This window comes from Cupriavidus sp. 291-E7, from assembly GCF_057798835.1.
In genome coordinates this window covers 180,437-202,369 of record NZ_JBYOJV010000009.1, presented here as the reverse complement: position 1 = coordinate 202,369, position 21,933 = coordinate 180,437, and the positions used below count along the sequence as shown (strand labels likewise).

Annotated in this window: 18 protein-coding genes; 7 read left to right on the top strand and 11 right to left on the bottom strand. The window is 62.3% G+C overall.

Annotation, left to right across the window (positions count from 1 at the left end):
- Positions 1-22 precede the first annotated feature (22 nt).
- Positions 23-1,009, top strand: coding sequence for a tripartite tricarboxylate transporter substrate binding protein (locus AC3FLX_RS17685; RefSeq protein ID WP_488698605.1), 987 nt, complete (start codon positions 23-25; stop codon positions 1,007-1,009).
- A 171-nt stretch (positions 1,010-1,180) separates the two neighbouring features.
- Here the strand turns inward: AC3FLX_RS17685 and AC3FLX_RS17680 are convergent, their stop codons facing one another.
- On the bottom strand, positions 1,181-1,423 hold the full coding sequence (locus AC3FLX_RS17680) for a hypothetical protein (RefSeq protein WP_488698604.1): 243 nt from the start codon (positions 1,421-1,423) through the stop codon (positions 1,181-1,183).
- A gap of 412 nt (positions 1,424-1,835) precedes the next feature.
- On the opposite strand from AC3FLX_RS17680, the gene AC3FLX_RS17675 reads away from it, so the two are divergent.
- Positions 1,836-2,300 (top strand): BON domain-containing protein, encoded by a 465-nt coding sequence (locus AC3FLX_RS17675; RefSeq protein WP_488698603.1) that lies wholly within the window; start codon positions 1,836-1,838, stop codon positions 2,298-2,300.
- 378 nt (positions 2,301-2,678) lie between these two features.
- On the opposite strand, the gene AC3FLX_RS17670 is transcribed toward AC3FLX_RS17675, so the two are convergent.
- The 4 genes from AC3FLX_RS17670 to ligD form a co-directional block, all read right to left on the bottom strand.
- Positions 2,679-4,706, bottom strand: a complete 2,028-nt coding sequence (locus tag AC3FLX_RS17670; protein ID WP_488698602.1) for a response regulator — start codon at positions 4,704-4,706, stop codon at positions 2,679-2,681.
- Complete coding sequence (locus AC3FLX_RS17665; RefSeq protein WP_488698601.1) at positions 4,703-4,858, bottom strand: hypothetical protein; 156 nt, start codon at positions 4,856-4,858, stop codon at positions 4,703-4,705. The genes AC3FLX_RS17670 and AC3FLX_RS17665 overlap by 4 nt, the downstream gene beginning before the upstream one ends.
- A gap of 47 nt (positions 4,859-4,905) precedes the next feature.
- Positions 4,906-5,058, bottom strand: coding sequence for a hypothetical protein (locus AC3FLX_RS17660; protein WP_488698600.1), 153 nt, complete (start codon positions 5,056-5,058; stop codon positions 4,906-4,908).
- 154 nt (positions 5,059-5,212) lie between these two features.
- Positions 5,213-7,813, bottom strand: a complete 2,601-nt coding sequence (gene ligD / locus AC3FLX_RS17655) for a DNA ligase D (RefSeq protein ID WP_488698599.1) — start codon at positions 7,811-7,813, stop codon at positions 5,213-5,215.
- Between the two features lie 255 nt (positions 7,814-8,068).
- On the opposite strand from ligD, the gene AC3FLX_RS17650 reads away from it, so the two are divergent.
- Positions 8,069-9,076, top strand: coding sequence for an SDR family oxidoreductase (locus AC3FLX_RS17650; protein WP_488698598.1), 1,008 nt, complete (start codon positions 8,069-8,071; stop codon positions 9,074-9,076).
- A 20-nt stretch (positions 9,077-9,096) separates the two neighbouring features.
- On the opposite strand, the gene AC3FLX_RS17645 is transcribed toward AC3FLX_RS17650, so the two are convergent.
- The 3 genes from AC3FLX_RS17645 to AC3FLX_RS17635 all read right to left on the bottom strand — a co-directional run bounded on the left by AC3FLX_RS17645 (position 9,097) and on the right by AC3FLX_RS17635 (position 11,652).
- Positions 9,097-9,891 carry an SDR family NAD(P)-dependent oxidoreductase gene (locus tag AC3FLX_RS17645; RefSeq protein ID WP_488698597.1) on the bottom strand — a complete coding sequence of 265 codons (795 nt, stop codon included), beginning with the start codon at positions 9,889-9,891 and terminating at the stop codon, positions 9,097-9,099.
- A gap of 183 nt (positions 9,892-10,074) precedes the next feature.
- The gene (locus AC3FLX_RS17640; protein WP_488698596.1) at positions 10,075-10,206 is read right to left on the bottom strand and encodes an MFS transporter small subunit; all 132 of its coding nucleotides are present in this window, start codon (positions 10,204-10,206) and stop codon (positions 10,075-10,077) included.
- An 18-nt stretch (positions 10,207-10,224) separates the two neighbouring features.
- Positions 10,225-11,652, bottom strand: coding sequence for an L-lactate MFS transporter (locus AC3FLX_RS17635; protein WP_488698595.1), 1,428 nt, complete (start codon positions 11,650-11,652; stop codon positions 10,225-10,227).
- A 952-nt stretch (positions 11,653-12,604) separates the two neighbouring features.
- On the opposite strand from AC3FLX_RS17635, the gene AC3FLX_RS17630 reads away from it, so the two are divergent.
- The 4 genes from AC3FLX_RS17630 (at position 12,605) to AC3FLX_RS17615 (ending at position 18,615) form a co-directional block, all read left to right on the top strand.
- Positions 12,605-14,587 carry a PhoX family protein gene (locus AC3FLX_RS17630; RefSeq protein WP_488698594.1) on the top strand — a complete coding sequence of 661 codons (1,983 nt, stop codon included), beginning with the start codon at positions 12,605-12,607 and terminating at the stop codon, positions 14,585-14,587.
- Positions 14,588-14,981: 394 nt separating this feature from the next.
- Positions 14,982-15,950 carry a tripartite tricarboxylate transporter substrate-binding protein gene (locus tag AC3FLX_RS17625; protein ID WP_488698593.1) on the top strand — a complete coding sequence of 323 codons (969 nt, stop codon included), beginning with the start codon at positions 14,982-14,984 and terminating at the stop codon, positions 15,948-15,950.
- Positions 15,951-16,080: 130 nt separating this feature from the next.
- The gene (locus AC3FLX_RS17620; protein ID WP_488698592.1) at positions 16,081-17,247 is read left to right on the top strand and encodes a M20 aminoacylase family protein; all 1,167 of its coding nucleotides are present in this window, start codon (positions 16,081-16,083) and stop codon (positions 17,245-17,247) included.
- Between the two features lie 102 nt (positions 17,248-17,349).
- Positions 17,350-18,615, top strand: coding sequence for a Zn-dependent hydrolase (locus tag AC3FLX_RS17615; protein WP_488698591.1), 1,266 nt, complete (start codon positions 17,350-17,352; stop codon positions 18,613-18,615).
- Positions 18,616-18,678: 63 nt separating this feature from the next.
- On the opposite strand, the gene AC3FLX_RS17610 is transcribed toward AC3FLX_RS17615, so the two are convergent.
- The 3 genes from AC3FLX_RS17610 to AC3FLX_RS17600 form a co-directional block, all read right to left on the bottom strand.
- A complete protein-coding gene (locus tag AC3FLX_RS17610) occupies positions 18,679-19,848 on the bottom strand; it encodes a M20 aminoacylase family protein (protein WP_488698590.1) in 1,170 nt (389 codons plus the stop codon).
- Between the two features lie 28 nt (positions 19,849-19,876).
- On the bottom strand, positions 19,877-20,338 hold the full coding sequence (locus AC3FLX_RS17605) for an Lrp/AsnC family transcriptional regulator (protein WP_488698589.1): 462 nt from the start codon (positions 20,336-20,338) through the stop codon (positions 19,877-19,879).
- A gap of 194 nt (positions 20,339-20,532) precedes the next feature.
- Positions 20,533-21,756, bottom strand: coding sequence for a diaminopropionate ammonia-lyase (locus AC3FLX_RS17600; RefSeq protein ID WP_488698588.1), 1,224 nt, complete (start codon positions 21,754-21,756; stop codon positions 20,533-20,535).
- Between the last annotated feature and the right edge of the window lie 177 nt (positions 21,757-21,933).

The following is a 21,933-nucleotide window of genomic DNA, read 5'->3' as shown; positions in this document are numbered from 1 at the left end:
TTTCGTTCGTCCCGCCGTCTACATGCCAGTCATCGTTCGCCGGCGCGTAACCGCTGCATTGTTGATGCTGCCGTTTGCGCGTCCCTGGCGCCCCGCCGCCGCCGCCATGCCCGTGCACCTGCTGGTTGGCTATGCCGCCGGCGGTGGCGCGGACCACGTTGCACGTATCGTGGCGGACAGCCTGGCCGGCGATGGCGAACCGACCATCGTCGATAACCGTCCAGGCGCCGCCGGGCAGATCGCCATGCACGAGGCCGCGCGCGCCGGAGCGGAGCGTCCCACGCTGCTGCTCGGCACGGTCGGGTCCGTCAGCATCGGTCCTTTGCTGGCAAGCGCGCCAGACCCCCCCGCACGCCAACTTTATCCACTGGCCATCGTCGCCAGCACGCCCCATGTCTTGCTGATGGCGGGAGACGGCACCCGGTTGCGCGCCGACGACGCGCGTGCCACGTTGCTGCAGCTGCTTGCCGAAGCCCGGCGGCGCCCCGGTGAAATCGCCTATGCCTCGCTGGGCATACACTCCAGCGCGCATCTGGTGGGCGAGTTGATGTGCAGGCAGGCGGGCGTTTCGATGGCTCATGTTCCTTATCCCGGCAGTGCGCGCGCGCTGGTCGACCTGCAGGGCGGCCATGTGGCGCTGCTGGTCAGCACGTTGCAGGCGGCGCTGCCTTTGATGCGGCAAGGCCGCGTGCGCGCACTGGCCGTCACGGGTAGATCGCGCAGCCCGCTGGCGCATTCGGTACCAACGTTTGCGGAAGCGGGTATCGAAGGGATGTGGCAGGACGCCTGGTACGGCGTGCTGGCATCGCCGGGCATGCCCGAGCCACGCCGGGCTTCGCTGTCCGCACGGCTGACGCGCTTGCTGCGAGATCCGTCACTGCGGCAGCGCCTTGCGCAGGATGGCGCGGAGCCGTTGAGCCTGACCGGGACGCAGGCGGTCGACTATCTCGACCGGCAACGCGAAGTATGGCGGCAAGCGATTGCGGTGGTGTCGACCCGGCTCGGGTGAAGTTCTCCGGACGATGTGCGTGTACGTTCGAAGAACGAAAGACGCCGGAACACCCGTAATGGATGTTCCGGCGGAGGGTCCCGTCTGTGAGGCGCGTCTTGACTTCAGGCGCGTTGTGACAACCGTGGAGATGTCACCACGGAACCCGGAAAGCCGTGCACGTCGGCACGCTTACTGCTGACGGTTCTTGTCCTTGTCTTGCTGGGAACCTTGCTGCGATCCTTGCTGGCCACCCGTGCCGCTTTCCTGCTGGTGCTGGCCGGAACGCTTGTCCTGGTTACCCATCTGGCCGCCACCCTGCTGGCGTTGCTGATCCTGGCTACCTTGCTGCTGATTGCCGCGCTGGCCGGATTGCTGCTCCTGCTGCTTTTGTCCCGGTTGGGATTGGCTACCTTGCCCTTGCTGCTGTCCCATTGCTGTCTCCAAGTCGCGGCGGGGCTGCCGCATCGGTGGAGGAGCAATCGTCGTGCCAAACGCCAATGTCGGGGGAAATGGCATCTGTCGGACACACAGGTAGCCGATGCGCGACACGCGCAGTACCGCGATTTACAACGCATGCATGCTTTTCACACGGCATGGCTGCCGTGGCTGCGCTGTTGCATGCCGCTTACGTTGGAATGCCGTGGCTTCCGGCCGTGCGGGCTGTATCTGAAGCGTTGGAACACTCCTTGCAGAGTCTCTCTTGTCACGATGCCGAGCACGGCAATGGCGCGTACTACGCTGCATATGGCGAAGGCCATGCAAGCTGTGCATTCCATATGAATCGAATCTGAATCGAATCGGACTTGATTCATATCGATTCAAACGCTAACAAGGAGATAGGGCCATGAAAACCGTACAGACGCTTCGAGTTGCCACGATGATTGCCGCGCTGGCGACAGCCGGCGGCGCGTATGCGCTGGACAACGGTGGCTTCATGAAGGTAGCCGATACAACTGGCAGCACGGCCACGCAGCCAACGCCGGCCAATAATGCCTCGGGCATGCCGGGCCGAAGCGATGGCGACAAGGACAAGCTGCCGGCCGCTTCGACTGGAGCAAAGACCGATGCCGGCGTGGATAACGCGAAGCAGGCCGTCACCGATGGCGCGCTGACCACGAAGATCAAGACGAAGCTGCTGGCGACGAAGGATCTGAAATCCACCGGCATCCACGTCAAGACCAAGGATCGCGTGGTGGACCTGACCGGCTCGGTGCCTAGTTCGGAACAGCGCCAGATGGCCGTGGATACGGTGCGCTCGGTGGCCGGCGTGGACTCCGTGAACGACAACCTGAAGGTGTCTTCACGCTGAACGCGGAATTGAGTGCTGGATGAAGGCCAGATTGAAGGCCAGAAGCATGGCCGAGTACAAAGGTTGATGATGCGCGGCGACTAAGGTCGCCCTGCGCTGAGCCGCGACCCTCCCACGTGTCGCGGCTCTTTTTCTTTGTGGCCTGCCTGTCGCTGTCCGTGGTCTTGCCGGTCATGCCGTGGCGCGAGACATGACGCTTCGGCGTTCGGATCACGCAGCGCGCTGCGGCGGAGGCGGTGGCATGTCACCGGGAGGCGGATCTCTGACCGGTTCCGGCGTGATGTCGGGCGGCTCCGGTGGTGGCGATTCCGGCTTCGGTGGCGTGATGTCGGGTTCGGGGGTGATATGCATTGCGTTCCTTGTCGGGGCGCTCACGTATCAGGCATCGAGTTCGTCGAGCAGGCGCGTCAGCGCGTTGAGATCCGCTGGTTTGACCAGGTGCAGGTCAAAGCCGGCGGCGCGGGTGCGGCGGCGGTCGTCCGGTTGGCCGAATCCGGTCAGCGCCACCAATCGGGCGTTGCGCAGTTCGGGAATTTCCCGCAGGCGCCTGGCGGTTTCAAATCCGTCCATGCACGGCATGCCGAGGTCGAGCAACACGACGTCGGGGCGCACACTGGCGGCACGCTCGATGGCGCTCTGGCCGTCGGCTGCCGTTACGACGGTATGCCCCAGTGTTTCCAGCGTCATCGTCATGGCTTCCAATGCATCGACGTTGTCGTCGACGAGCATGATCGTATGGGGCGCCGTCGATTGCGCGCGTGTCTTGCTGCTCGATGGATGCCAGTTTTGCCAAGGTTCCACGGGCAGTTCGACGATGAATGTGCTGCCCATATTCCGGCCAGGGCTTTCCGCGCTGACGCGGCCGCCATGCAGCGACACCAGTTTCTGTACCAGCGTCAGGCCAATGCCGGGGCCTTCGCGCGCGGCGAAATCGTCGGGGTCCGTGACGTTGCCCGGCTTGCTGGCCGGCCGGTCGTCGTGCTCCGCCATTGCGGCAGAGGTATCGGCGGCATTGACGGCATCCGCGCGGCTGCCAGCCGCGGGCGCCAGCGGATCGAACAACTGGCGCTGCAATGCTGCCGACAAGCCGTTGCCGTTGTCGCGTACCCGCACCGCGACCTTGCCGTCCGAAACGGCGGCCTCGATGGCAATCTCGCCTCCTTCGGGCGTGTACTTGGCCGCGTTGTGCAGGAGGTTGGCAAAAATCTGCGTCAGCCGCACCATGTCGCCGCGCACCGGCAGCGGTTGCTCCGGCAGAGACAGGCGCAATGCATGGTTGCGCGACTCCAACAGCGGCCGTACGGTTTCGACGGCCGTATTCAGCGCACCGCGCAGTTCCACCAGGTCGCGCCGCAGCGTGATCTTGCCCTGGTTGAAGCGCGATACGTCCAGCAGTTCGTCGACCAGGCGCGTCAGGTGATGGAGCTGGCGGCCGATGATGTCGCGCGCCCGGAACATATCCTCGCGGCTCGGCGAAAACTGCTGAAGCAGATCCACGGCACTGCGCATCGGTGCCAGCGGATTGCGCAGCTCATGGGCCAGCATGGCCAGGAATTCGTCCTTGCGGCGTTCCTCGTTATAGAGGGTGCGCTCGGCGCGATTGTGGCGTGTCACGTCCTGGCAGATCCCCGCCACGCGCAGGCATCGCCCATCGGCACCGCGCACGGGGAACGCGCGCATGTGCACCTCGCGGATTTCGCCATTGGGCCGTTCCAGTTCGAATTCGGCATCGAGCCTGCCGTCGCGCAGCATGCGCTGCCATTCGATTTCCATGCGCGGGCGGTCTTCCGGTGTCACCCATTGCAGCCAGTGCGCGGGGTCGTGCTGCACGGCATCGGCCGGGCGCCCCCATAGCGCTTCGAAGGACGGGCTGACGAACAGAAAGCGCTGCGCGGTGGGGTCGAGTATCCATACTGCATCGGCCAGTGCCTCGGCCAGCTGGCGGAACAGGTCCTCGTTCTCGTGCAGGGCTTGCGAGGTGCGCCGGAATGCGTCCTCGGCGCCGCGCATGCGCAGCAGCGCATTGATGTTCGAAATGAGTTCTTCCGGTTCGACCGGCTCCACCAGCAGGCTGTCCGCGCCGCCGTCCAGCGCTTGCACCCTGCGGTGCGAGTCAGTGACGCCGGGGGAGGTCAGCAGCACCATCGTCCGTGCGGTCTGCGGGTCGTTCTTGATCAGCCGGCACACGTCCAGGCCATCGATATCGGATAGCTGGCCGGATAGCAGCACCAGATCGGGCGCATGTTGCCGTACCAGCGACAAGGCGGCCTGACCATCGGACGCCTCAAGCACGGAGAATTCCGCACGGTTCAGGATGCGGCTCTTGACGTAGCGCGGCCCCTCGCGGCCCTCGACGTTGAGGACTAGTGGGCGGCGCGTCGGGTGATGGGCGGACGTGGCATTCATGGCTGGCAGGCGGCAAACAGCGCCGCATTGACATTGATAAAGGCGAAATCCCCGATGAACAGTGCATCAAGCGGCACAGCGACACCCGCTGCGTACCGCGCAGGTGGCGTCGACCTATCCTGAGTTGTAATTTTTACCTGTGCTTCGCCCATAGTATTTGTATCTTTGACTTGCGACCCTCGGCTTTGGCGTGGCACCTTCACAGCGCGCTCTCGCTCTGCTGCGCCCGGCAGGCGGTGGCCCGCGCATCTGCCGGCGAAGCCAGCAGCCAGGCCAGTGCGAGTAACAGCACGCCAATGATTGCGCGTTGCCAGAATTCGCTCGAATACCAGGGATCGGGGTCTTGTCTCATCGTTTCTCTATGCACTCACTGGCGCTCGGCGCCCCCGTTTCAGGTGCACAGTGGCAAGAACCGTGCCGCGCATGCCGATTGACTGACAGATGAACACCGACAGCGGCTGCGTCCCGCGATGGTGTAAGGGATGATCGCGGGCAGGGTGCCGCGCTCAGGTATCGCCGAGCAGCTTGCGCGCCCGTGTGAGGGTCTGACGTACTTTGTCGTGGCCGGTCCAGGGATCGTGGCGCGCCAGTTCATCGAGCCGCTTGTCGACGTTGGCGATGGTCCACTGCGCCGCGCCTGTCAGGCCGTCGAGTTCATCCCAGCTGACGGGCATCGACACGCCCAGGCCGGGGCGCGCCCGCGCCGAGAATGCGGCGGCCGTGGTAGCGCCGACACCATTGCGCAGGTAATCGATGAAAATCTTGCCAACCCGGTTGCGCGGGCCGCTCTTCGCTACAAAGCGCTCGGGAATGGTCCGGGCCATATGGCTGACCACGTCCTGCGAGAAATCGCGCACTTCGTCCCAGCCCGCACGCGCCGACAGCGGCACCACCACGTGCAAGCCTTTGCCACCGCTGGTCTTGAGAAAGCACTGCAGCGCCAGCTCGTCGAGCATGGCCTTGAGCAGGCTGGCGCCTTCCTGGATCGTGCGCCACCTCACGCCTTCGCCGGGGTCGATGTCGAACACGATCTGGTCAGGCTTGTCGATGTTGCGCGCCTTGGCATTCCACGTGTGGAATTCCACCACGTTGAGCTGCGCCGCTTCGACGATCGCCGCCGCTGTGGTGATCTCCAGCAACGGCGGATGGCCGGGCCACAGCTCGGGGTCGAGTGCCTTGACGCCCTTCACGTGCAGTGTGTCGCCGTGCCGCTGAAAAAACTGCTCGCCGTCGATGCCGGAAGGGGCGCGCACCAGCGCCAACGGGCGGCCTTTCAGATGCGGCAGCATCAGTTCGGCGGCGCGCGCATAGTAGGCGACCAGGTCGCCCTTGGTCAGCCCGGTGGACTTGTCGATCACGCGATCCGCATTGGTGACGACAACCTTGCCGATGGCGGTTTTCGCGGCTGCCGATGTCTTCACGGTGGATGTTTCCGAGGATGGGCGCTGATGTTGCGCGCCGCGTTTCGAAGCGGCGCTGGCTGGCTGCTCCAGCGTGACGGTTGACGCCGGCTTGTCAGTGCGCAGCGCGTGAAAGACGGAATGCCGGATACGGCCCTCCCGCGTCCAGGCGCCAAACGTGACTTCCGCCACGAGCTTCGGCTTGACCCAGTGGCCTTTGATGCCGCGCGGCAAGGGATCGAAAGGCGCGGTATCGGTGCGCAGTGGATCGAGCCGCTTGCGCAGCGCATCGAGCATCGCCACGTCAAAGCCGGTGCCGACGTTGCCGGCGTAGCGCAGCTTTCCTTCGGCGTCATGCACGCCCAGCAGCAGGGACCCCAGTCCGTTGCGGCTGCCCTTGGGGTCGGTAAAGCCGCCGATCACGAACTCCTGGCGGTTCTGGCACTTGAGCTTGATCCATGAGCCTGCGCGCGCGCTGACATAGGGTGCGTTCACTCGCTTGCCGATAATGCCTTCCATCTTCATGCGGCAGGCGGCATCGAGCATGTCCTTGGGGTCGCCTTCGAAGTTGTCGCTGAAGCGCAGCCGGCTTGAATGATGGTCGGCAAGCAGGCGGTGGAGCAGGGCGCGGCGCTCGGCCAGCGGTATCGCGCGCAGATCGTGGCCGGCGTAGTAGGGCAGATCGAATGCATAAAACTGGATGGCCTCGGCGTGCGATGTCTCGAAGGCATTCTGTAGCGCCTGGAAGTCGGCAATGCCCTGCGAGTTCACCACCACGATCTCGCCATCGATCCAGCCGTCGGGCCAGCCCAGGCTGGCAATTTCCGCCGCCAGTGCGCGCAGCTTCGAGGTCCAGTCGTTGCCATTGCGCGTGAACAGCCGCACGTCCTTGCCGTCGATGCGGGCTACGATGCGATAGCCGTCGAACTTGATTTCGAACTGCCATTGGCCGGGGTCGGCAGGCGGCTTGTCGACGAGCGTGGCCAGTTGCGGCGCCAGCGTCAGTGGCAACGCTGCCTTCTTTGCGCCGGCTGGCAGCGCGACTGGTGCATGGCGTCCGCCCCTGGTCTTTGCACTGGCCTTCGATTTCGATGTCTTCCCTGCGGCCTGCTTCGCCGGCTTTGCCGTGCCCGCCAGCACACTGTCCGGCATCGCCTCCACGACGTTGAACTCGGACGCGGGGCGCGCGAATGCATCGCGCTCCTTGATCAGCAGCCACGCATTGTCGTCACGGGCCTTCTTGCCGCCCATGCGCACGAGCGTCCAATGTCCCTGCATTTTTTCGCCGCGCAGTTCGAACTTGAGCTTGCCGTCGCGATAGCCGGCCTCGGGGTCCGCGTCCGGAATCCATTCGCCACGGTCCCACACGATCACCGTGCCCGCGCCGTAGTGACCGGCCGGAATCACGCCCTCGAAATCGGCATAGTCCAGCGGATGGTCCTCCACATGCACGGCCATGCGCTTGTCGGCGGGGTCGTAGCTTGGCCCCTTCGGTACGGCCCAGCTCTTGAGCGTGCCATCCATTTCCAGCCGGAAGTCATAGTGCAGCCGCCGGGCGGCGTGCTTCTGGATCACGAAGGCATGGGCATCGTTCTTCTTTCTGGTGCCGCGCTTGCCGCGCGGCTCTGGCGTCGCGGCGAAATCGCGTTTGCGCTGGTACTTGCCCAGGGGCGCTGTGGAGGCATCGGTCGTGGCGGTCTTGGGCATGCGTGGATGCACTGGGGCACTCGGGAACAGGTTCGTTCCAGCTTATGCAGCGCACGCCGCGTGCGAAAGCCGGAACCGTCCTACATCGATGGCGGACTTTTTACCGTGTTTGTAAATACTGACTGGCTTTGCTGCGCCGCACACTGGCTGCGGTGCGCGTCGCACGCGGGCACGGGATGTGCGACGTCTGCGGGAGATCGGACCAGACCCGATTCACCCGACCGATTCGATTCGTTGCCGTGCAAGAGGGGAAAGATGAAGACGCTGAAGAAGATTGGCTCGCAGGTCATCGTGCTGACGGGTGCCACCAGCGGGGTGGGGCTCGTCACGGCGCGCAAGGCCGCCGCGCTCGGTGCCAGGCTGGTGCTGGTGGCGCGCGGCGAGGATGCGTTGCACAAGCTTGCGGAGGAATTGCGCGAGAGCGGCACGGAAGTCATCACCGTTACCGCCGATGTGGGCAAGCACGAGGACGTGGCGCAGATCGCCCAGTCGGCCATCGAGCGCTTTGGCGGTTTCGATACCTGGGTCAATAACGCCGGGGTGACGATCTTCGGACGTCACGACGATGTGCCGCTCGAAGACCACCGCCGCCTGTTCGAAACGAATTACTGGGGGGTGGTGCATGGTTCGCTGGCCGCGGTGGCGCATCTGCGGCAGAGCGGCGGGGCCATCGTCAACATGGGTAGCGAGTCGTGCGACTGTCCGCTGCCGTTGCAGAGCGCGTATGTCGCGTCACAGCATGCCATCAAGGGATTTACCGACACCTTGCGGCTGGAACTGGAGCAGGAAAAGGCGGCGGTGTCCGTTACGCTGATCAAGGCCGCCGGGCTGGACACGCCCATCGTCACGCACGCAAAGAACTTTCTGCACGTGGAGCCCAAGCAGGCGCCGCCGCTTTACGATCCGTCGATGGCGGCCGAGGCCATCCTGTTTGCCGCCGAACATCCGCGCCGCGATATGTTCGTGGGCGCATCGGCCAAGGCGTTCTCGGCCGCGGCGTACTACGCGCCGCACACGTTCGATCGCTTCATGCGGCGCTTCATGGGCCGCGCGCAGCAGACCGACAGCCCGGCAGGCCCGCGCGACGACAACGCGCTGCATGCGGCCGGCAACAGCCTCGTGGAGCGGACCGGCGACCGCCGCGCGTTGAAATCGTGCCCGTACACGGCCTCTGCCCGCCATCCGATATTGACGACGGCACTGGTGGTGGGCGCATCCGCGGCGATGGCCGCGCTGATGCGCCACCGGCGCGGGCAGGAATAGCCAGCAGGGATAGCCAGCCGTCAGATGATCGTATCGACCACGCCGCCATCGACGCGCAGCGCCGCGCCGGTGGTGGCCGACGCCTGCTTCGAGCACGCGTAGACGATCATGTTGGCCACTTCGTCCACGCTGGCCGCGCGCTGGATCAGCGACGAACTGCGATGGGCCTTGACGAAGTCGGCAGCCACTTCTTCCGCGGGCTTGCCGGTTCTGGCGATCTCGTCCTTTAGCATCGCTTCCACGCCTTCGGACAGCGTGGGGCCGGGCAGCACCGAATTCACGGTCACGCCCGTGCCGGCCAGCCGCTTGGCCAGGCCGCGCGATACCGCCAGCTGGGCGGTCTTGGTAAAGCCGTAGTGGATCATCTCCACGGGGATGTTGATGCCCGATTCCGAAGCCACGAACACGATGCGGCCCCATTTGCGCTGGACCATGCCCGGCGCATAGGCGCGCGATAGCCGCACGCCCGTGAGTACATTGACCTCGAAGAACCGTGACCACTCGCTGTCGGGAATCTCGAAGAAGTCCTGCGGCTGGAAGATGCCGAGGTTGTTCACCAGGATGTCGACGTCGGGATGCGCCCTGACCAGGGCTTCGGACGCCGCGACCTCGACGAGGTCGCCGGCAAAACCCGTTACGTTGGCATCGGGCACGGCCGACTTCAGGCTGGCGATGGCCTTGTCGACACTGGCCTGGCTGCGGCCGTTGAGGATGACGCGTGCGCCCGATTCAGCCAGGCCACGTGCCGTCGCAAAGCCGATACCGGCGGTGGAACCAGTTACCAGGGCAGTCTTGCCCGACAGATCGATCTTCATATGCTCTCCGGGAGTGAGGGGGGAGGGGGTGAGGCGGCCCGTCAAGTGTATGAAGCGTTTCGGCATTGCGCCAAGCCGCACGTATGGAATGCTGCATTCCGACCGTGCACGCATGCAAAAAACAAAAAAGGCCGCAATGACTTGCGGCCTTCCGTGCGCGCCCTTCCGGGCGGGCGCTTACGCTTACTGGAACAGCTTCAGCGCCTGGGTGATCGTGTTCGACACGCCCCAGACCAGCGGTACCAGCACATACAGCCAGAAGACGGCCAGCAGGCCCTTGTTGGTCGGATGTGCGTTCAGGTTCTGGTTTTCCATTTGGAGACTCCTTTCCGCTTAGTGGGCCGCGCCGGCGCTGGCGCCGATCTGAGCTACGTCCGAATCGCTCATATGGTGCTTGGCGTTCACGCGCGACACCAGCAGGTTGCAGATGAAACCGCCCACCAGCAGCGCAGCCATGATGTGCAGCGTCATCGCATATGCCTGGGCGCCCACGACGCCGTTCGCCACCTGGTATTCGCGGATGTAGTTCACCAGCACCGGGCCGGCGATGCCCGCGGCGGCCCAGGCCGTCAGCAGACGGCCGTGGATGCCGCCCACGAAGGCGGTGCCGAACATGTCGGCCAGGTACGCTGGGATGGTGGCGAAGCCGCCGCCGTACATCGACATGATCACGCAGTAGCCGAGCACGAACAGCGCGATATTGCCGCTGGCGCCCAGTTGCGGAACCATCCAGTACAGCACGGCACCCAGCGCGAAGAACACGAAATAGGTGTTCTTGCGGCCAATCCAGTCCGACGACGATGCCCAGAAGAAGCGGCCGCCCATGTTGAACAGCGACAGCAGGCCCACGAAGCCGGCCGCGGCCGCGGGGGTCACGCTGCCCTTGAAGCTTTCCTGGATCAGCAGCGAAGCCTGGCCGAGCACGCCGATACCGGCCGTCACGTTCAGGAACAGCACCAGCCACAGCAGGTAGAACTGGGGCGTCTTCAGCGCTTCGTCGATATGCACGTGGTTACGCGTGATCATCTTGTTTTCGACCACGGGCGGGGTCCAGCCTTCCGGCTTCCAGCCAGGCGGCGGAACGCGGATGGCCAGCGAGCCAATCGTCATCGAGATGAAATAGCCCACGCCCAGCACCACGAAGGTCTGGGTCACGCCAACCGACGTGGCGCTCTTGAAGTAGTTCATCAGTGCCACGGACAGCGGCGCGGCGATCATCGCACCACCGCCAAAGCCCATGATGGCCATGCCGGTTGCCATGCCGCGACGGTCCGGGAACCAGCGGATCAGCGTCGACACCGGCGACACATAGCCAAGGCCCAGCCCGATGCCGCCCAGCACGCCGTAGCCCAGATAGAGCAGGACGATCTGGTGCGTATAAATGCCCAGTGCCGAAATCAGGAAACCGCCGCCAAAGCAGCAGGCCGCCGTGAACATCGTCCTGCGCGGGCCCACGCGCTCAAGCCATTTACCGGCGAATGCCGCGGAAATACCCAGAAAGAAAATCGCCAGCGAGAAGATCCAGCCCAGCGTGGTCAGCTTCCAGTCGTCCGGTGCCGATTCGGTAATGCCGATCACCTTGGAAAGGGGGGCATTGAACACCGAAAATGCATAGGCCTGGCCGATACAGAGGTGCACCGCAAGCGCGGCGGGCGGGACCATCCAGCGGGAAAATCCCGGTTTGGCGTAGGTCGCTTCCTTTGAGAAAAAAGGCGCCGGCCCGTTGGACGGGTTGCCACCATCATTCATAACACTGCTCATTGGATGTTCTCCAGTCGTGGATCCTCGGTAATCCGCCCAGCAGTCTGGCGCGTCCGCCGGGTCTGGATGGCCCGTCGGTTGACCCCGTCACACCTTGGGACGGATTACCTCCAGAGGTTGTCGCCGAACCGGGCTTTCAGAGACGTTTTGACCCGGCCACGGCAACGGTTGCTACGAGGTTGCTACAAAACGGATTAACGGAATCAGGCGCGCGGACGCGCGCGTGCGATACCCGGCAAGGCGGGATATGAGGGCGGCTGGAGACGCGGTGCGTCCCGGAATGGATCGGTTCATTGTTTTTCCGGCTGGGGCGAACAATATATGCTGGGAGTTGCATATATTGCCGTGGAAAATATTATGCGCAGAACCTTAGCCGTCCAGATTGATCGATTCAATAGGCTAAAGATGACATATTCCCCGCGAGCCTCAATTTCCGGTGTTCATGAGGGAAAATTCGGAGTGGTTTCCTTTCTCCGTTTGATTTTCACCACAGTCCGGTGGCCAGTTGGCGGCGCTAATTGACCGCCCGCGCGCAGACATCAGGGCTGAATCCACCTGATCCTTTGTCAACACACGTTGTCATGAAATAGACACGGAGGTCCCCTACGATCCGGTCCCGTGGCGGTTTTCCTCTGCCATGAAAGGACAAGCCGGTCGAACCAGAAATGGGGTGCAAACGGGCGACATAGTGGGTGTCGCGCGGACCGGCGAATTGATGCGCTGCGGCCAGAACCTGGCTGCGGCGCTTTTTTTTGCACGCGCTTTGTACCGTCCGGGCTGCAGGCATTGCAAGTATCTGATGCATGTCAGTCATTCATGCCGGGTTCAACTTGTTGTCATAAACAGGCAATAGGATCGATCCCCGCGTGGCGTTGTGCCGCCGACCTCACATGAGCGTGAGTGCCGAATCTGGCGCGGACGCTCGACAACTATCAGACGGGAAAACATCCAGATGTTCGAGAAACCTGACGCTTCGCGCCGCAAGGCACTGAAACTCCTGGCCGGCGCGCCGATGCTGCCGCTGGGCCTGGCTTCCACTTCGCTGCTGGCCGGTTGCGGCGGCGGCGACGATGCCCCCGCGGCCGTGACACCTGGCGGCACCTCGCCGGCCGTGACGCCGAGCTTCGTGTCGGCCGAATTCACCGGCATGCCGGCACCGTCGCTGAGCAACCCGGCCGCAATGGCCACCACGACGGTGGGTTCCAGCCTGACCGTCAAGCTCAGCGACAACACCAGCCAGACCTACAAGCTCTCGTACCAGCCGTTCTTCATGACCGGCGATATGGTGCCGGACGGCAAGGGCGGCCAGATCCTGGCCGGCGGCTACTACGACATCAACAACAGCCCGATCATCGATCCGTCGGTGGCCGGCAACAAGCAGTTCTTCTCGGACTCGCCGGACGGCACGTCGCTGCTGAAGATCGAAGGCGCCAAGGTAGCCGGCGTGAAGGGCAACACGGTCTTTGCCGTGGTGCAGTTCGAATACACGACGTGGGACCAGGCCAAGGTCAAGGACATGTACGGCCGCCTGCCGTCGCCGATCGCCGTCCTGACGCTGGACCAGGACCCGGCCACGGGCAAGCTGTCGCTGGTCAAGTACCACAACGTGGACACTTCGAGCGCGAACGGCCTGTGGATTACCTGCGGCGCCAGCCTGTCGCCCTGGAACACCCACCTGTCGAGCGAAGAGTACGAGCCGGATGCACGCACGGCGTCGTCGAACGCGCAATGCATCGAATACGCGCAGAACCTCTACGGCACCGCATCGATTCCGCTCAACCCGTACCTGTATGGTCACCTGCCCGAGGTGACGGTCAACGCCGACGGTACCGGCACGATCAAGAAGCACTACTGCGTGGGCCGCATCTCGCACGAACTGGTGCAGGTGATGCCGGATAACCGCACGGTGCTGATGGGCGACGACGCCACCAATAGCGGCCTGTTCATGTTCGTGGCCGACAAGGAGAAGGATCTGTCGGCCGGCACGCTGTACGTGGCCAAGGTTGGCACGGGCTTCTCGGTCGATCCCGCCGCTGCCGGTGCGGACCTCACCTGGATCAAGCTGGGCCACGCGACGAGCGCGCAGGTCGAAGGCTGGGCCAAGTCGAACACGTTCGCCGACATCATGGACTTCTCGGCAACCGATCCGGCCGATCCCACGTACACGAAGATCATGTACAGCGGCGGCGCGCAGTGGATCCGCATCAAGGCCGGCAAGGAACTGATTGCCGCATTCCTGGAAACCCACCGCTATGCGGCCCTGAAGGGCGGCAGCATGGGCTTCACCAAGATGGAAGGCACCACGGTCAACATCAAGGACAAGATCGCCTACTCTGCCCTGCAGAACATCGTCGATTCGATGGTGCTCAACAATACGGTCAAGGGCTGGTACACCGAGAGCAACATCAGCGTGCCGGCGGCGGTCAATTCGGGCGGCGTGATGCAGCACAAGCTGGCTGGCGGCCAGAAGGATACCGGTGGTGCCGCCATCAGCAGCGAGTGGGTGCCCGTGCATACCCAGGCGCTGCTCGTTGGCAAGGACATCACCGCCGACGCGCTGGGCAATACGTCCGATCCGGAAACGATCGGCAACCCGGACAACCTGAAGTTCTCGGAAAAGCTGCGCACGCTGTTCATCGGCGAGGACAGCAGCCGCCACACCAACAACTTCCTGTGGGCGTACAACGTCGACACGAAGAAGCTGTCGCGCCTGATGTCGGTGCCGGCTGGCGGTGAGTCCACGGGCCTGCATGCCGTGGACGAAATCAACGGCTGGACCTACATCATGAGCAACTTCCAGCACGCTGGCGACGGCATCAAGACCCAGGTAAAGGCCGTGGTGGAGCCGCTGGTGTTCGCCAACTACAAGAACGGCCTGGGCGCCTCGGTCGGTTACCTGACCGCCGATCCCACGAGCATGAAGCTCGGCAAGTAAGTCTGACTGTTGCAAAGCAAGGCGTCGCGGGCTGTCCGGCCCGCGACGCTTTTTTTTTGTTCTTCGCCGAATCCACAGCAAGCATTCAACCCTCCACAAACGGCACAACTCAGATCCATAAAGGTGATTTGTTGCGTCTGCTCACTCCATTCCGCGCCAAACTTGCAGAGCACTGTTCATAGAATCTGTCGACACATTACGCGGTATGGCAGTGGGCGGGACAGGCTCATCGAGATGCGGTGCAACTGAAGGTAACCGCCATCCCCGTGCCACCAAAACGCGTGGTGTGTTGAGCGTCAAGCAACTGCCAACGACATGTCGACAAGTAGCTTCGATCGATAGGAGAGCGCAGAGCCAGGGCGAACCTAAAAAAGCAGGTGGATGGAGATAACAGATGTCCAGAAAATTGTTGATTTCATTGATGGCCTTCGCGCTATCGCTAGGGGCCGGCAGTGCTATGGCGGAAGACAACAATGCGCCCATTCGGCTCATTGTCGGCTATGCACCTGGCGGCGCACTTGACGCCCTGGCAAGAGCAGTCGCCGAGAAGTTGAAGGCCGAACTCAAGCAGACTGTCATCGTCGACAACAAGCCCGGTGCCAATCAGCGACTTGCAATCAGTGAGGTCAAACGTTCAGCGCCGGACGGACGCACGCTGATTCTGGCTAACGACATGCCGTTCACGCTGTTCCCTCATTCCTACAACAATCTTGGATACGACCCGGTGAAGGACTTTACCCGAATCGGTCGCGTCGCCAATATGGTGCTCGCCGTAGCGGTTGGCCCCAAAGCACCACCCGGAGGAATGAAAGAGCTTCTTGCATGGATCAAGGCGCATCCCCAGGAGGCGTCATTCGGTACTTCGGGGCCTGGCGGCATGGGGCAGTTCATCGGTAGCATGATCAGCAGTTCTATTGGAGCGCCTATGAGCCATGTGCCCTATAAGGGCGGCTCGCCGGCACTCATTGATCTGGCCGGCGGACAAATTCCGATGATGATCGACACGGTGCTGGAGCCACTCGAGATGTCAAAGGGCGGCAAGGTACGAATCATCGCGACGACTGGCGCGAATCGACTCGCGATTCTGCCGAACGTGCCAACGCTGCGCGAGTCCGGAATCGACGTGACAGTTGAATCCTATCTAGGGATCTACGGACCTGCGGGAATTCCGCAAGACACCGTTCAGCGGTTGAGTGGGGCGCTCCAAACGGTGCTTAAGTCCCCCGAACTTCAGGCTCGCATCGGCCAATTGGCGATGTCCGCGGCATATGCGTCTCCGGAAGAGACAACCCGTCTGCAGGCCGATGGGCTCGCGAAGTGGGAAGGTCCCGTCAAAGTCAGCGGATTCAAGGCCGACCAATAAGGTAATAGGACTAAAAATCCGGGGGAACTCTGACGAAGCGGTGTTCGCCCGGACATGCCAATGATGGCGACCGTGTCCCACCAAACGGGCGTTGCTTTCGCCGCGTCGAGCGTCCCAAACCTACCAAGTCATGAAGCCTATCTCCTTTAAAGAAGGCCTGTTTCCCGAGTTGCAGTCTTTGCGACGGGACATCCATTCTCACCCCGAATTTGGGTTTGAGGAGAATCGGACGGCGGGCCGAGTCGCCGCGCTCCTGAGGGCCTACGGGCTGGACGTCACCACTGGTGTTGGTGGAACTGGTGTAGTAGGGACGCTCCGTAGAGGCTCGGGGAGCCGCTCGATTATTTTGCGTGCGGATATGGACGCGCTACGGATAAGCGAGGCTCCACCGAATGCAAGGCCGCATGCCTCCACAATCGACGGATTGATGCACGCATGCGGCCACGATGGACATACAGCAATGCTCCTGGGTGCCGCGCAAGTGTTGGCACAGCAAGGTGGCTTCGACGGAACCATACATTTTGTGTTCCAGCCAGCAGAGGAATGGGGAAAGGGCATGCTGGCCATGCTCGATGACGGACTTCTGGATCGGTTTCCAGCATCGGAGGCCTACGGTCTGCATAACATGCCAGGCCTGCCGGTGGGGAAATTCGAGACGCGCCCAGGACCGTTCAAGTCCGCCGAAGACAATTTCACGATAACAGTCCGGGGAAAAGGGGCGCATTCCGCAAGGCCGCACTGGGGACGAGACGCCCTTGTGGCGGCAGCGGCAGTGATCACGGCACTCCAGACAATCGTGTCCCGCGTGATCATGCCTGGTGAACAAGCTGTTGTGACGTGTACCGATATCAAGGTCTCCGGTACTCGGAACGTCAGTTGCGGCGAGGCCACCATAAGCGGAGATTGCCGGTCCTTCAGCCCACAGGTGAGTGCACAGATTGAAAGCGAAATGCGGCAAATCGCGACTAACGTTGCAGAAGCGCATGGATGCTCTGCGCAAATCGAATACAGCAGGGAATTTGTGCCGACGGTCAATGACCCCGAATTGACGCGGAAAGTCGCGCACATCATCGAAGAAGCGTTCGGTCCGGAGTCAATCGATCTCGATGCACGACCTAACTCAGGATCGGAAGACTTCGGCCAATTGCTGCAAAAAATTCCGGGGTGCTACCTGAACATCGGAAACGGCGACACGGCGGCACTGCACAATCCCGCGTACGATTTTAATGACCAGGCGTTGCCTTACGGCGTAAGGTTCTTCGTAGCCATTGCGCAAGGACGTCTGGAATGCGCCTGAATTCCGCGTGCGCGGGAACCAGTGTGTGGGGGGCGATATTGCGAAATGACGCTCTAACATTGCAGGTTTTGGATCTTCACTTACATCGCCTTGGAGAGCTGCATGTCGAATAGCGCACGGAAGCCACACGGACTTCATCTTGATGGCGAGACCTTGCTGCGCCAGATCAGGGAGCTTGGCGAGATCGGCGTCGATGGCGAGGCTGGTGGCCGTACTCGCATTGCTTTGACCGACGACGAGAAGGCAGGGCGGGACCTGTTGGTCCGATGGATGCGCGAACTGGATCTGGAGGTCGCTGTAGACCGTATCGGAAACGTATTCGGTATCCTTCGTTCGGCATCCGATGACGGCACACAGGCTCCGTTGATGATGGGATCGCACATCGACTCGGTGACGAATGCCGGCGCGCTGGACGGATGCTATGGCGTGCTGGCGGGACTCGCTGTGGCACGCGCTTACAGGCAGGCAGGGATTGCGCCGTCCCGTACGATCATGGTGGGTGCGTTCACCAACGAGGAGGGGATTCGCTATCAGCCCGACATGATGGGGTCACTCGTCTACGCGGGTGGCCTGGCCGTTCAGGAAGCCCTCGACACCGTGGGAACCGATGGTACGCGTCTAGGCGATGAATTGGCACGCATCGGCTATGCAGGAGACATGGAGCCGGGCGCCCTCATCCCGCATGAGTATGTCGAGCTGCATATCGAACAGGGACCGATCCTGGAAGCTGAGGGTGTGCAGATTGGTGTGGTGGAAAACCTCCAGGGTATCTCGTGGCAGCAGGTGAGCATCCAGGGAAAGGCTAACCACGCTGGTACGACCCCGATTCATCTACGGCACGATGCTGGCTTTGTGGCGGCATCCATCGTGACCTTCCTTCGTGAGCTGGCGCTGCAGTCCGGCGGGACAACGCTGGCGACGGTGGGCTGCTTCAATGTGCTGCCCAACGTCATCAATGTCATCCCGCGCCGTGCCACGCTCACCGTGGATCTCCGCGATCCGGATGAGCAACGGCTCAAGGTTGCCGAGCAGCGTTTTGCCGCGTTCCTGGACAAGGTGGCGAAGCAGGATGGCGTGGAAATCACAACCGAGCGATTGGCGCGATTCGAGCCTGTCGCTTTCGATGCCAGCCTGGTCGATTGCATCGAGGATTCCGCCAACCGCTTTGGTTTTACCAACCGGCGTATGACTTCCGGCGCCGGCCACGACGCCCAGATGATTGCCCGGATCGCGCCTGCTGCGATGATCTTCGTGCCGAGCAAGGGGGGGATCAGCCACAACCCGCGCGAGCACACCGATGACGATCAACTCGTCATGGGCGCCGAAGTTCTGCTGGATGTTGTCCTGCATCGCCTCGGGCAAGCTTGAGCAGTTGTCTCCTGACGAGAGATGTTCTCGTCAGCATCCATCGCGGTGCAGTAAGGTCGAATGCTAGCGGACAGCAAGGGCCTCCCGTGCAACCTCGGCAAAATACTTCGCACCGGTCGACAGGATGTCATCGTTGAAATCGTATCCAGGATTGTGAAGGGGTACGCTGCCTGGAGAGTCGCCGTCTCCATTGCCAATAAAGACAAAGGCGCCCGGTACAACCTGCAAAAACGCGCCGAAATCTTCGGAGATCATCATGGGGACGATGTCGGCGCTGACACGTTCGGCACCCACCACACGTGAGGCAGCTGCGAGGGCAACGTCGACGCTGGCGTTCCAGTTCACCGTCGGTGCAAATTCATGCGTGTATTCGAACACGCAGACGGCACCGTGCGCCTGGCAAATGCCTTCGCAGACTTCGCGCATACGACGCGCCAGGAGCGCCTGCACATCGGAGGAGTAGCTTCGCGTGTCGCCCTTGATCGTAACGGTCGACGGCGTAGCGTTACGAATGCCGTCGGTGATGAATTCCGTGCAAGAGACGACGGCCGGGAGGCTTGGATCCACATTCCGCGATACAACGGTTTGTAGCGCCAGAACGATCTCGGCACCAATGACGAGCGGATCGATTTCCATATGGGGTCGTGCCGCGTGGGCTCCTTTGCCGGCGATGCGGATGACAAAATTGTCTTCGCTGGCCATCAGCGGGCCAGACCGGGTCGAGATGGTACCGGCAGGAAGGCCCGGCATGTTGTGAGCGCCAAAGATCTCGTCGACCGGGAATCGCTCGAACAAGCCGTCTTTCATCATGGCCTTGGCACCGCGCCCGTGTTCTTCCGCTGGTTGGAAGATGAATCTGACAGTGCCATCAAAATCACGCTGCTGGGAGAGCAAGGTAGCGGCGCCCAGGACCATTGCCATATGCCCGTCGTGCCCGCAGGCGTGCATCTTTCCGGCGATCCTTGACACATGGGCGCGCTGAGGGGCCGCTTCATGGATGTTCAACGCATCCATGTCCGCGCGGATGCCCACTGCGCGCCCGCCTCTCCCGACGGTAAGATTCGCCACAACGCCGGTGCCTCCGATACCTGTGTGCACGTCCAGGCCCAGATTTCGCAGCACAGAAGCCACAAACTCGGATGTCGTCACTTCCTCGAAGCCAGTTTCGGGATGCTGATGCAAACAGTGTCGCCACGCCTGCAGTCTGGATTGGAGGGGTACCGATGCATCCATTGCGGTCTCCTATAGGGAAGTGGCCTGGTCAGGCGAGGGGAATGTTGAGCGAGACCTTTGAGCGCTGCATGGCAACGTAGGTCTTGAACTGCTTGATGTTGCCCGAGACGAAGAAGAGCTCTCGCGTCAATCGTTCGTATTCGGTCATGTCCTTCACGTTGATGATGAGCATGAAATCAAAGTCGCCCGTGACATAGTAGGCCTGCTGGACTTGCGGGCATTCAATGAAGCGCTTGCGGACTTCGTCAAGTAGATCTACGCGTTCGTTCTCGAGCTTCACCTCCACCAGGATGGTGATTGGTCGTCCCACGGAGGACGGGTCAACGATTGCCACAGTGGCCGTAATGACGCCGCCAGCCTCCAGGGCAGCGATTCGCCGGTTGACCGCGGACGGCGATAAGTTCACGGCCTCGGAGAGCTGCCGCTGGGACAGCTTGCTGTCAGCCTGCAGCAGGCTCAAGAGCTTGATGTCGTAAGAGTCGAGAAGCATGGCGCGTGACGGAAGTCGAAGCAGATTGAGTGCACCGATTCTCGCGTTTTTGTTGCGCTAATGCACGCAACATCGCCCCGATTTAGGGTTCCTCGACGCAACAAATTTGCGTTGGGGGTAGCGCGAATGCGGAGGGAAGTTTGGCGCCCGGCATTTTCGGGGCGGGGCAAGAGGCGGGTTCCTCGCCACCGCTCTCAGCGTCCCAGCCAGCTTGCCTGTCGTGCATCGATGGATTCGGCGGATTCGCCCACGAGCTGCTGGAACACCTGCGGGGCCGTTGCGCCCTCCGTGCTGATCAGCAATACGCGAGAGCTGGCATCGAGCCCAACCTTCGTCGAGAGCGCTTGATGCTTGCGCAGGACAGCCAGGCCCGCGAGACCCGCGGCTCCCGACTCGCCCGAGACGATGGGGATATCGCGCTCACTGCCACGGGCGAGCATGTGCATGGCTGTGACGGCGTCGTCGTCTGAAATCGTCATGAAGTAATCCACGCTTTCTTCGAGGAACTTCCATGCCAGTGGCGACGTCTCGCCGCATGCGAGTCCTGCCATGACAGAGTCCACCGAGCCCGTCGCCTTGGCGGCGCGACCTTGAATGGCGCTTTGGAAAAGGCAGTCGGCCTGCGCCGGCTCGACGACGATGAACTTCGGACGGTGGGCGCCGTAACGCTCCCATACATAGCTCACGATGCCAGCGGCAAGACCACCCACGCCGCCTTGCAGTACCACGTGAGTGAACGGGCTTTCGTTCGCCGTGTTGCCGTTGGCTTGGACGAGAGCCTCCGCTGCGATCGCGCCATAGCCTTGCATTACGTCACGCGGGATTTCCTGGTATCCCTCGTACGACGTATCCGATACCACTTCCCAGCCGTTTGCATCGGCCAATCGGGCGGCTTCTTCCACGGACTCGTCATAGTTGCCCGTAATACGAACGACCTTTGCCCCATATGCAGCAATGGCAGTCTCGCGTTCGACGCTGACGTTGGCATGCAGAACAATGACGCAGGCGCATCCGACGTTCTGCGCAGCGGCAGCCAGTGCGCGGCCGTGGTTGCCATCCGTAGCGCTAATGACGGTGAAGCCCTTTACGAGATCGCTGTATTCGCCCCGGATGAGCGCCCGCGGATCGATGCTTTCTTCCGGCCAGCGGCGCAAGATCAGGCGAATCAGAGCAATCGGCGCGCCGAGCGCCTTGAAGCTGCCCAGAGGTGAACGAACGGACTCGTCCTTGACGCACACCTGCGCAAGGTCAAGACGCGCAGCCAGGTCGGGAAGTTCGTAGAGAGGCGTCGCATCGTCGCGCATTTGTTCCCATGCCGAAAGCCACGCCAGGCTTTCATCGGCCGCTGCGATATTCATGATCCCCTGCAGTTCAGCAGGATAGGATTTCAGTGAGGCTTTCTGATTGGCAATGATCATTGCTGGATGTGATGTCTGTTTGTTGGCAAAGCCGTCGATCGACGGGGCGCGGGGAAGTCTCCTGCCCGCATCAGCGTTGGTGCCGCGAAGGCGCGGCTACGTTGCCGGCACGACAATGTTAGATCCGACGTTGTGCAAGAGCGCATCGTTTTCGCGTGCCGAAAGGAAACAAACATG

Bases quoted from the DNA above. Each gene is read 5' to 3' on its own strand.
- AC3FLX_RS17685 (WP_488698605.1), top strand. From the start codon at position 23: ATGCCAGTCATCGTTCGCCGGCGCGTAACCGCTGCATTGTTGATGCTG.
- AC3FLX_RS17680 (WP_488698604.1), bottom strand. From the start codon at position 1,423: ATGGGACAGCAGCAAGGGCAAGGTAGCCAATCCCAACCGGGACAAAAG.
- AC3FLX_RS17675 (WP_488698603.1), top strand. From the start codon at position 1,836: ATGAAAACCGTACAGACGCTTCGAGTTGCCACGATGATTGCCGCGCTG.
- AC3FLX_RS17670 (WP_488698602.1), bottom strand. From the start codon at position 4,706: ATGAATGCCACGTCCGCCCATCACCCGACGCGCCGCCCACTAGTCCTC.
- AC3FLX_RS17665 (WP_488698601.1), bottom strand. From the start codon at position 4,858: ATGGGCGAAGCACAGGTAAAAATTACAACTCAGGATAGGTCGACGCCA.
- AC3FLX_RS17660 (WP_488698600.1), bottom strand. From the start codon at position 5,058: ATGAGACAAGACCCCGATCCCTGGTATTCGAGCGAATTCTGGCAACGC.
- ligD (WP_488698599.1), bottom strand. From the start codon at position 7,813: ATGCCCAAGACCGCCACGACCGATGCCTCCACAGCGCCCCTGGGCAAG.
- AC3FLX_RS17650 (WP_488698598.1), top strand. From the start codon at position 8,069: ATGAAGACGCTGAAGAAGATTGGCTCGCAGGTCATCGTGCTGACGGGT.
- AC3FLX_RS17645 (WP_488698597.1), bottom strand. From the start codon at position 9,891: ATGAAGATCGATCTGTCGGGCAAGACTGCCCTGGTAACTGGTTCCACC.
- AC3FLX_RS17640 (WP_488698596.1), bottom strand. From the start codon at position 10,206: ATGGAAAACCAGAACCTGAACGCACATCCGACCAACAAGGGCCTGCTG.
- AC3FLX_RS17635 (WP_488698595.1), bottom strand. From the start codon at position 11,652: ATGAGCAGTGTTATGAATGATGGTGGCAACCCGTCCAACGGGCCGGCG.
- AC3FLX_RS17630 (WP_488698594.1), top strand. From the start codon at position 12,605: ATGTTCGAGAAACCTGACGCTTCGCGCCGCAAGGCACTGAAACTCCTG.
- AC3FLX_RS17625 (WP_488698593.1), top strand. From the start codon at position 14,982: ATGTCCAGAAAATTGTTGATTTCATTGATGGCCTTCGCGCTATCGCTA.
- AC3FLX_RS17620 (WP_488698592.1), top strand. From the start codon at position 16,081: ATGAAGCCTATCTCCTTTAAAGAAGGCCTGTTTCCCGAGTTGCAGTCT.
- AC3FLX_RS17615 (WP_488698591.1), top strand. From the start codon at position 17,350: ATGTCGAATAGCGCACGGAAGCCACACGGACTTCATCTTGATGGCGAG.
- AC3FLX_RS17610 (WP_488698590.1), bottom strand. From the start codon at position 19,848: ATGGATGCATCGGTACCCCTCCAATCCAGACTGCAGGCGTGGCGACAC.
- AC3FLX_RS17605 (WP_488698589.1), bottom strand. From the start codon at position 20,338: ATGCTTCTCGACTCTTACGACATCAAGCTCTTGAGCCTGCTGCAGGCT.
- AC3FLX_RS17600 (WP_488698588.1), bottom strand. From the start codon at position 21,756: ATGATCATTGCCAATCAGAAAGCCTCACTGAAATCCTATCCTGCTGAA.